The 8,184-nt window shown below is 60.5% G+C and carries 11 protein-coding genes; 10 read left to right on the forward strand and 1 reads right to left on the reverse strand.

Annotated features, from left to right (window positions below):
• Both VGG64_15840 and VGG64_15845 read left to right on the forward strand, forming a co-directional pair.
• On the forward strand, positions 1 to 274 hold a 274-nt coding region (locus VGG64_15840; GenBank protein ID HEY1601075.1), incomplete at its 5' end, for a hypothetical protein.
• Between the two features lie 376 nt (positions 275 to 650).
• Positions 651 to 1,610: a toll/interleukin-1 receptor domain-containing protein gene (locus VGG64_15845; GenBank protein ID HEY1601076.1), complete on the forward strand. Its 960-nt coding sequence runs from the start codon at positions 651 to 653 to the stop codon at positions 1,608 to 1,610.
• Positions 1,611 to 1,810: 200 nt separating this feature from the next.
• Here VGG64_15845 and VGG64_15850 read toward each other — a convergent pair whose 3' ends face one another.
• Entirely contained in the window at positions 1,811 to 2,824 is a 1,014-nt protein-coding gene (locus tag VGG64_15850; GenBank protein HEY1601077.1) for a hypothetical protein, read from the reverse strand.
• Between the two features lie 37 nt (positions 2,825 to 2,861).
• Between VGG64_15850 and VGG64_15855 the strand changes: the two genes are divergently transcribed.
• From VGG64_15855 to VGG64_15890, 8 genes are all read left to right on the forward strand, one after another.
• On the forward strand, positions 2,862 to 2,987 hold the full coding sequence (locus VGG64_15855; GenBank protein HEY1601078.1) for a hypothetical protein: 126 nt from the start codon (positions 2,862 to 2,864) through the stop codon (positions 2,985 to 2,987).
• Between the two features lie 107 nt (positions 2,988 to 3,094).
• Positions 3,095 to 3,316, forward strand: a complete 222-nt coding sequence (locus VGG64_15860; GenBank protein ID HEY1601079.1) for a hypothetical protein — start codon at positions 3,095 to 3,097, stop codon at positions 3,314 to 3,316.
• A 58-nt stretch (positions 3,317 to 3,374) separates the two neighbouring features.
• Positions 3,375 to 3,653, forward strand: coding sequence for a hypothetical protein (locus VGG64_15865; GenBank protein HEY1601080.1), 279 nt, complete (start codon positions 3,375 to 3,377; stop codon positions 3,651 to 3,653).
• A complete protein-coding gene (locus VGG64_15870) occupies positions 3,634 to 4,035 on the forward strand; it encodes an HNH endonuclease signature motif containing protein (protein HEY1601081.1) in 402 nt (133 codons plus the stop codon). The genes VGG64_15865 and VGG64_15870 overlap by 20 nt, the downstream gene beginning before the upstream one ends.
• Before the next feature lie 145 nt (positions 4,036 to 4,180).
• Entirely contained in the window at positions 4,181 to 4,894 is a 714-nt protein-coding gene (locus VGG64_15875) for a tRNA-uridine aminocarboxypropyltransferase (GenBank protein HEY1601082.1), read from the forward strand.
• Between the two features lie 365 nt (positions 4,895 to 5,259).
• Complete coding sequence (locus VGG64_15880) at positions 5,260 to 5,796, forward strand: hypothetical protein (GenBank protein ID HEY1601083.1); 537 nt, start codon at positions 5,260 to 5,262, stop codon at positions 5,794 to 5,796.
• Positions 5,797 to 6,031: 235 nt separating this feature from the next.
• The gene (locus VGG64_15885; GenBank protein HEY1601084.1) at positions 6,032 to 6,676 is read left to right on the forward strand and encodes a CPBP family intramembrane glutamic endopeptidase; all 645 of its coding nucleotides are present in this window, start codon (positions 6,032 to 6,034) and stop codon (positions 6,674 to 6,676) included.
• A complete protein-coding gene (locus VGG64_15890; protein ID HEY1601085.1) occupies positions 6,673 to 7,689 on the forward strand; it encodes a hypothetical protein in 1,017 nt (338 codons plus the stop codon). The genes VGG64_15885 and VGG64_15890 overlap by 4 nt, the downstream gene beginning before the upstream one ends.
• The last annotated feature ends 495 nt before the right edge of the window (positions 7,690 to 8,184 follow it).

Below are 8,184 nucleotides of genomic sequence, written 5' to 3' on the forward strand. Positions count from 1 at the left end.
CCCGACCAACGGCAACGGCCACGCGCCGGCCAGCCGCTTGCACATTGTCGAGCTGCACGAAGTGCGTTCGCTCAACAAAGGCCTGGGCGAAATGAACGCCGAAGAGCTCCGCGACACCACCCTCGACCCCGCCAACAGAACCCTTCTTCAAGTCAAAATGGAAGACGCCTCCGCCGCCGACGACCTCTTTCGCATTCTCATGGGCGACAAAGTCGAACCCCGCCGCGAGTTCATCGAAAAGCACGCGCTCGAGGTAAGGAATTTGGATGTGTAGCGGTTGGGCACGGCACTTTGCGTCCTCGGTTTCGGGTCGCTCACTGGGCCCAATCGCGTGGTGAGCCAACCGATAAATGGAGCGAGACATGGTGGTAAAAGAATTGAAATGCCAAATGTGCGATACGCGGTTCGAGTTGGCGGTCCTCGATAATGATGACCCGGACGAGCGGGGCCGCCGCGGTAGCCCGGTCCGGTGCCCGAGATGTGGTAGCACTAGGATTGAAGTGGTCCGGACCGTGCGGCGCATGCGGCCGGCCGGCTGACACGTCAACCCGCGGAATAGCGAGCCCCGACGGGCAGCGATGTCGAACCCGACGAATCGGCTTAATTACTCTTCCGGCACGGCCCAGGCCGGTGCATGAGCGCTAACTATTATGGCCACCCTATTCTTCTCTTATTCTCACCGTGATGAAGCACTCCGGGATGAGCTCGAAACCCACTTCGCACTAATGAAGAGGCAGGGGCTCATCACCGGTTGGCACGATCGTAGAATTGGCGCCGGAAACGAATTCGCAGGCAAAATCAGCGAAAACCTAGAGCGAGCCGATATCATCCTCCTGCTCGTGAGCCCCTATTTTCTCGACTCGGACTATTGTTACGATGTCGAAATGCAGCGGGCGCTGGAGCGGCACGAACAAGGGCAGGCACGCGTAATGCCGGTAATCCTGAACCCCTGCGACTGGCGTTCGGCGCCGTTCGGAAAACTACTCGCGCTTCCAAAGGACGGCAAGCCAATCACGAAGTATCCGAATCAACACGACGCGCTTCTTGAGGTTGTCGAAGCGGTTAGAGCAGCAGCCGCCAGCAATGAGAAGCCCGCCGACCGGCCTCCGTTTGTCCAGAGGGCCGCGCCGTCGACAGGCGTCACCGCAGCCAAGACTCGGTCAAGCAACCTTCGAGTCGTCAAAACCTTTACTGATCCGGCAATGGATGCCTTTCTTGTTGAGTCGTATGAATTCATCGCGAACTATTTCGAAGGGTCGCTCACAGAGCTGCAGAGTCGGAATCCTGAAATCGAAACTAGATTTAGACGGATCGATGCGAACCATTTCACTGCCACGATCTATCGGGGCGGAGCGGTCGCTAGCCAGTGTAAGATATGGTTCGCCGCTCGGGGCGCCTTTTCTGCTGGCGTTTTCTACTCAGGAGATTTCTCGCACAACGACAATAGCTATAACGAATCAATGTCGGTTGACGACGATGGTCACGCATTGTTTCTAAAGCCAATTGGAATGGCGTCAATTGGACGTCACAAAGACGGGCGTCTCTCGCAAGAGGGGGCGGCAGAATACTTTTGGGAAATGCTGGTGGAGCCATTGCGGCGGCGCGAGTAATGGATGTCTTTGTAGACGCTGCCGCGCCATGGCCAAATCCGCTACGATCATGACCCAAGCCCTTGCTGCCTCGGCGCCGAGTACAAGAGGTGTTGCTTGCGGTCTGCGGCGACGCGCAGGCCTTTTTGGCGGCGATGCTCGCTTTCGACAGTAAGCATGAAAGCGCACGAGAGGCAAGCCGGCTTGCGTAGGTTCGCGGGTCACGACCGTGCTTCTTCCGCGGATAACGAGGTGCTTTCCTGTCCTTCCGCAACGTCGGGGAGAAACGGCTGTTCGCCGGACAGGGCTATATCGTCCAGCAGCGCCTGGAAGGTTGCGGAGTTGGCCGTTCGGTCAGCATCGGTAAGCGACGCTTCCTTAATTTTCTCTCTTTGGCGATCTGAAATCGACGCCTGAAGCGCGGCCAGTGACTTTGCCTTTTCCGCGATGTACTGCTGCAACCGAATGTCAACAAACGGCCGGCACTCTGGCAATCGACCGTAGTTGATCCTGACTTTCGTACCTCGCCAGTGCTTTATTGTCGGCATCTCGATACAGCCAATCACAACTACCTTGCACAGCTTCGAAAACACGAAGGCACTTTTAGAATTGAACACAATATCAACCACGGGCGACCTAGTTAGAAACCTGTTGATGTTTGAGGGCAGCCGCATGTCCGCATCAACGATCGTGTCGAATAGAACAATGTGTTGCTCAAATGCGCCGGGGTGCGGGCGCTCCCCCAAGAGGAATTCCCGCCACGTCTTTTCCGCTTCATCGGCGCGCGAATTGAACTGCCCAGGAAAGCCTAGTGGCAAGCCATAGTGGCGGTGAAGTTGCAGCGACCGCCAGGATACCGAAACCGCGAATTTGGCCAGCCACTCTTCGTAATGGTAGCAGGGTTGATCCAGCCGGGCCGGATCGTGATACGGGACAAAGATCCTTTCCGCAAAGAGCTTTTCCCAGCAGGACAGTTTGCCCTCACAATCGTCGCACAGCAACGGCAGCTTGATTCCATCTTGGACGCGCCGGTTCGGGCAAGTGCCAAAACGGATGTAGCCCGTCGCCGACGATTCTTTCATGTAGTCGAAGACAAAGGCAGGTAGTATGTGGCTATCGCGGCGCGGACCCGGGCCGCCACAAAGGGCGCAGTCAGCCATTCCAAAATCCTCCTGGGGGCTCGTCACATTATAGACAAGCCGCGGCGAATTTGGTTCGGGACGACGACGATACACGATGGACCTCGGCCATAAGTGTGACCCGGCTCGTGATATGGAATCGACGTCTTTTGGCGTGCGGGTCGTGGTCGACCGCACGAGGGCCAAAGATCTCCGAGGAACGATCATCGACTACGAACCCGCGCCCGAGCCGGGCGTTCCGCTTCAAAAAAGCGAGTGATTGCGATGGCTAGTGGGCAACACGGCCTGGATCCGGCTTGATCCCGCACGCCGGTCGGGGGAAAATGAGACGTTATGGTGGTTCACGGTCGAATACAGAACGGCATCGTGGTTCTTGAAGACGGGTCGGCGCTGCCGGAAGGTACGCAGGTAACCGTCGTGTGCCCGACTGCGCCGAGCGGCGCACCAGCTCCGCAGAAGCGGCGGGTGCAGTTGCCGCTCGTGCCGTCCAATCGGCCTGGCACCTTGCAGCTAACGGGCGAACGCATCGCTGAGCTTCTGGATCAAGATGACTTTATTCCAGACGCACCAGAGAAGCAGGACGTGTAGGGCGCGTGGAAGCGGGGTAGGTTTGCACACGGCGTCATCGCCGGGGTAGGATTAAGGCATGTCCACGATCTCCATTCTCGATCAATTCCTGGATCCGCTAACCGAGGCGCTGTCGCCGGAGGTTGCCCGTAGGCTCATCGAATTGCGAGCTTCGGCCGCCGTTCAGGCCCGGGTTGACGAGCTCGCCACGAAGGCGAATGGGGGGACGCTTTCGATGGCCGAAGAAGCCGAGTACAGGGAATTTGTCGAAGCCGTCGACATCGTCTCGATCATCCAGTCGAAGGCCCGCCGCTACCTGGCGCAGCACGCTTCCGCGCATGGAACCGGCACTCCGTAACCTCGTGAGCCAGCGAGCAGATGACCGCTGTGAATACTGCGGTCTGCCTCAAGGCGCCGCGCCATTCGTGCCGTTTCACGTTGAGCACATCATCGCTCAGCAGCACGGCGGCGGCGACGAACTCGACAACCTGGCTTGGTCATGTCATCGCTGCAACGCCTACAAAGGGCCGAACCTTGCGAGCCTCGATCCGCAGACCGGCGCCCTGGTGCGCCTGTTTCACCCGCGCCGCGATCGCTGGCTTGAACATTTTCGCATCGAAGGCACAACGATCATCGGCCTCACGCCATCGGGCCGTGCTACGATCCGGCTCTTACGCTTTAATGATACGCATCGCCTTGAACTACGCGAGCGATTGCTACGGGAGCAGCGACCGGATTGACGCGTCGAGGCAAGCCAGCGACTTACGTAAAAGAACTGGGCGTAGGCTAAGTAGGATCCGCACTCCATTGCGTACTTGTTTTTTCTGCGGCGGGGTTTTGGTTGATGAGAGATGTCGAATTCGATCTTGAGCAATAGCTTTGCCGATGAGTGGTCGTTTGGCGGAACACCGTTGTCCGGGGTGCGAGATTCGCAGGCCGCTGTGCTTTTGCGCGATGATTCCGCGGATTGCGCTCGAGACGCGCGTCGTGCTGCTGATGCATACGGGCGAACGCGTGCTGACGACGAATACGGCCCGACTGGCGGCCAAGGCCTTGCCGAACAGCGAGATTCGCATTCGCGGTGCGAAAGATCAACGCTTGTCGCTGGCGGACCTCGCACACGATGGCCGGCGGCCGCTGCTGCTCTATCCCAGTTCGCACGCGGCCGAGTTGAACGCCGAGCTGGTCGCCGGGCTGGCTGGCCCGGTGACGTTGATCGTGCCCGACGGAAGCTGGTCGCAGGTGCGACGCTTCGTCCGGCGCGATCGGACCTTGGCCGGGCTGCCGCACGTCAAGCTGCCGAGTGGGCCGGCTTCGACCTACCGGCTTCGCGTGCAGGCCGACGCGCAGAATCTGTGTACGCTCGAAGCTGTGGCCCGGGCGATCGGGATCCTGGAAAGCGTCCCGGCTCAACAGCAGCTCGAAGCCTTACTTCGGATCATGATCGAACGCACGCTCTGGTCGCGCGGCGCCCTTTCGAGCGACGACTGTGAGCATGAAATCCCCGCAGCCGCCCGGAAAAGCCAAGCGGGGCAGCGCGGTGCGTACCTTAATGGATTGGCAGGCAGCGCGCTCAGCGGCAGCCACCCAGCCCGGTAGGGTACGCATTCTTGTGCCATACCTTATGGGCGATGGCTTGGCGGTGGTACGCACGGGGTGCGTGCCGTGCTTCGACGGGGTCGCCGAGGACAGGCTGAAGGCGAGCAAACTCGCCGAGGGTGGACGCGGTCGATGGTTGATCCAACCGGACCGAGCTGGAGCGGCTCGCAGCCGGCGGCAAGGGTCGCAACCTACCAGCATCGGCGATGGGCTGCGGCCGCTCGAAAATTCCTGTGCGGCCGATATAAGCGGCAGGCTTTTACAGTCTTCAATAACAAATGTTTGACATTCGGGTGGCAGTCGCTAAGGATAAATGCTCACGTCAGCAGCAGCCCATTCAATGGATCGCTTAAGGAATCGCACGCATGGCAAGCGTTGAAAACAATCCGCTGGATTTCGCCAGCCAGATACCTCACAAGAGCCTGGCCCAGTCGATCCGCTCGAAGGAGTTGAAGCAGGCGCGCGGAATCCTGATCGTGGTGGGCGTGCTCACGTTTCTGGTCAACGGCGGTTTCCTGATGATGGCGAAATCGAATGTCGACCAGGAGATCGACAAGCAGGTGAAGCAAGTGCAGGCTCAGCACATGCAAGTCGATCTGCACCAGGTCGAGCTCGTGCGCGCGTCGGCTTTGACGTTGACGTATCTGATCCAGGGGGGCGCGGCGGCGCTGGGCATTGTGTTTATCGTGTTGGGGTTCCTGGTGAAGTCGTATCCCGTCCCGGCCACGATGCTGGGGTTGATCCTGTACCTGGCAGGCACCGCGATTTTCGGCTACCTCGAGCCGATGACACTCCTGCAAGGCATCATTTTTAAGATGTTCATCGTGATCTCGCTGTTCGCGAGCATCAAAGCAGCCATCGGTTATCAGAAGCACCTCGCCCGCAATGCTGTGGCCGCGTGACGATCGGTGGCGCTTCGCGGCTCGATGGCCTACTTCCCCGCCCGGCTTTGCGGTGGACTAGCGGATGGATGAGTTCGACGCAGGCCACGAGCAGCAGATTTGTTGGCGTTGCGGGCTGCCGCTCGACGCTGGCGTACATGGCTGCCCACATTGCAACGCGCCGCTCTGGAATGCAATTGTCGCAGCGCCCAGCGAGCCGCCGCGCAAGGGCCGCCGCTCTGATCCGGTGACGGCGGTGTTTGTCGCCTATGGCTTGATGCTGCTGGTGTCCGTTGTGCACGGCATGATTTCGGGGCCTGGTAATATCTTCATCCCCGATGCGAGCGTGAGCCCTGAAGCGGCCTGCTGGCGAATGGCCGCGTGCGAGGCAATCGATACGGCAATTGTGCTGGGATGCTGGTGGTATATCGGCCGCTTGCCCGTGCTGCCGCGACCATCGCGCGCCAGCCGCATGAGCGCGTGGATCGCCGCCGTGCCGGTGCTCGGCCTCACTCTGGCGGCCAATCGCGGATATCACATGGTCCTGCAGGATATCATCCGCTTTCCGATTCACTATGTCGGCATGGTGGATGCCAGCCCTCATTTGTGGGTTCGCTGGCTGCTGGTTGTTTGCGTTCAGCCGGCGATCGTGGAGGAGCTGTTTTTTCGCGGGCTGGCGTTTCGGGTGCTGCTGCCGCACCTTTCCGGCGGCGGCACCGTAATGATCACCGCTATAGCGTTCGGGCTGGCACATATTCACGCGCCGTTGAGTGTTCCGATCCTCGTTGGGTTAGGTGTTGTCAACGGCTGCGCGGCATTGATGACCGGCCGTCTCTGGCTGCCGATCCTGTTGCACTTTGCGCATAACCTGGCCGTCACCCTGTTGGGCTGGTACTTATGAGCGCCGGCGTCGGCGACATGGTGTTCGAATCGGAGCGCCCCTTTCCCACGGCCGCGGTCGTTTGGGCCGGCAGCGCGCTCGTGATGCTGTGGTTGGCGTTTCAGACCGGCGCTTACGGGTGGGCTCTCCCCGCGGTGTTCGCCGGCGCAATTGCGATTCTGCAGTTCCGCGAGCTACCGCGGATCGCCCGCATCAGCCTGCGCGATGATTCCGTCGTGATCGAGCCAGCCGGCAATCGTATCGCGCTGGCTTCGATCGAATCGCTAACGCTCGCGAGCGCCCCGCAAGCTCCCGACAGCATTCGAGTCCAGGGGCCGATTGTGATCATGCATGCGGCCGGCATCACGGAGCTTCCCGGCTCGCTGGAGCCGCCTCCGGCCGACCTCTATAAGGCAATTCTGACCCGATTAAGCACCAGCGGCCGCCGCAATGCAAACGCCAGCCTTTCCAAGCAATGGCAGCTCCAGGAGCAGAAGTTCGGCCCCGACCGTGTGTGGACCTACTTTGCCCGGCAGTACCTTGGCCGGCGCTCGAGGCGCCCTCGTGTTGCTGCCCTGGCAATCGCGCTGTTGGCGACCGGCGGAATTGCGTTGGCCAGCCTGATGCTGCCAGACAGCCGGCATTGGAGCCAGGGCGTGGCTGGTTTTTTCGCCCTCGTTGGCCTCTCCTTCGGCTTCCTCACGTGGCTGCTTGCGTATCAGGGACAAAAGTACCCGGGAGCGCGGGTGCCGAATTGGCGTCGAGCCGAGCTCGTCATTTCGCCGGCCGGGCTATGGCTCGAGCAGAACGATCTGTCCGGTTTTTTGTCGTGGAATGAGGTTCAGGGCGTCCAGCTGAATCGGCGAACGAGCTGGTGGTTGCCGGCCATTTGGGGCCAAGTCCCTGGCAAGCTTGAGGTGTTGATCGCCGGAGGATCGGTCCCCATCTGGGACGTTTACGATCGTCCGCTGCCGATCATCGCCGACGTCATCATGTCGCTATGGCGCGGGCCGCAAGGGTCAGCACGCGAATAGCCGAGTAGGATGCACGTAGTACCGACCCTACAGCGCTGGGCGACTACTTGAGATCTCAGCGCGCCTAGCCGATGCCCGGTGCATCAGCGCGTGACGAGGCGGTGCCCCCGACGTGTTTTCGAAGGAGGGTGCGAGGCTCCGGCCGAGCAGCGGAGGGCTGCGGCGCTTACAACTCTGGGCTCGGCAGGAGCCTCGCCCTCGCGATCAGCCAACATAGGGTACGCACCCTCTGCGTACCCCGCCGGTCCGGCTCGGCTCGCCGGACCTACGTGGCAGCGGCTGGCGCGATGCGGCGATGAAGGCGCTACGAAACTCTTGCTTTCCGCCGCTGCATCGACAAGAGTACAGCGGTCAGCCTGCAATGCCGGACGACCCGCGAAGGGTCAGCGTCCGATTGTGGGCCTGCATCCATGCTCCCTCGACTCTGCTAGGAAGTTAGCCCGCCATGAAGAATCAACATCGCACGTTCATTCGGCCGCTTTTGCTCAGTCTGTT

The organism is Pirellulales bacterium, assembly GCA_036490175.1.
Taxonomy (GTDB): domain Bacteria; phylum Planctomycetota; class Planctomycetia; order Pirellulales; family JACPPG01; genus JACPPG01.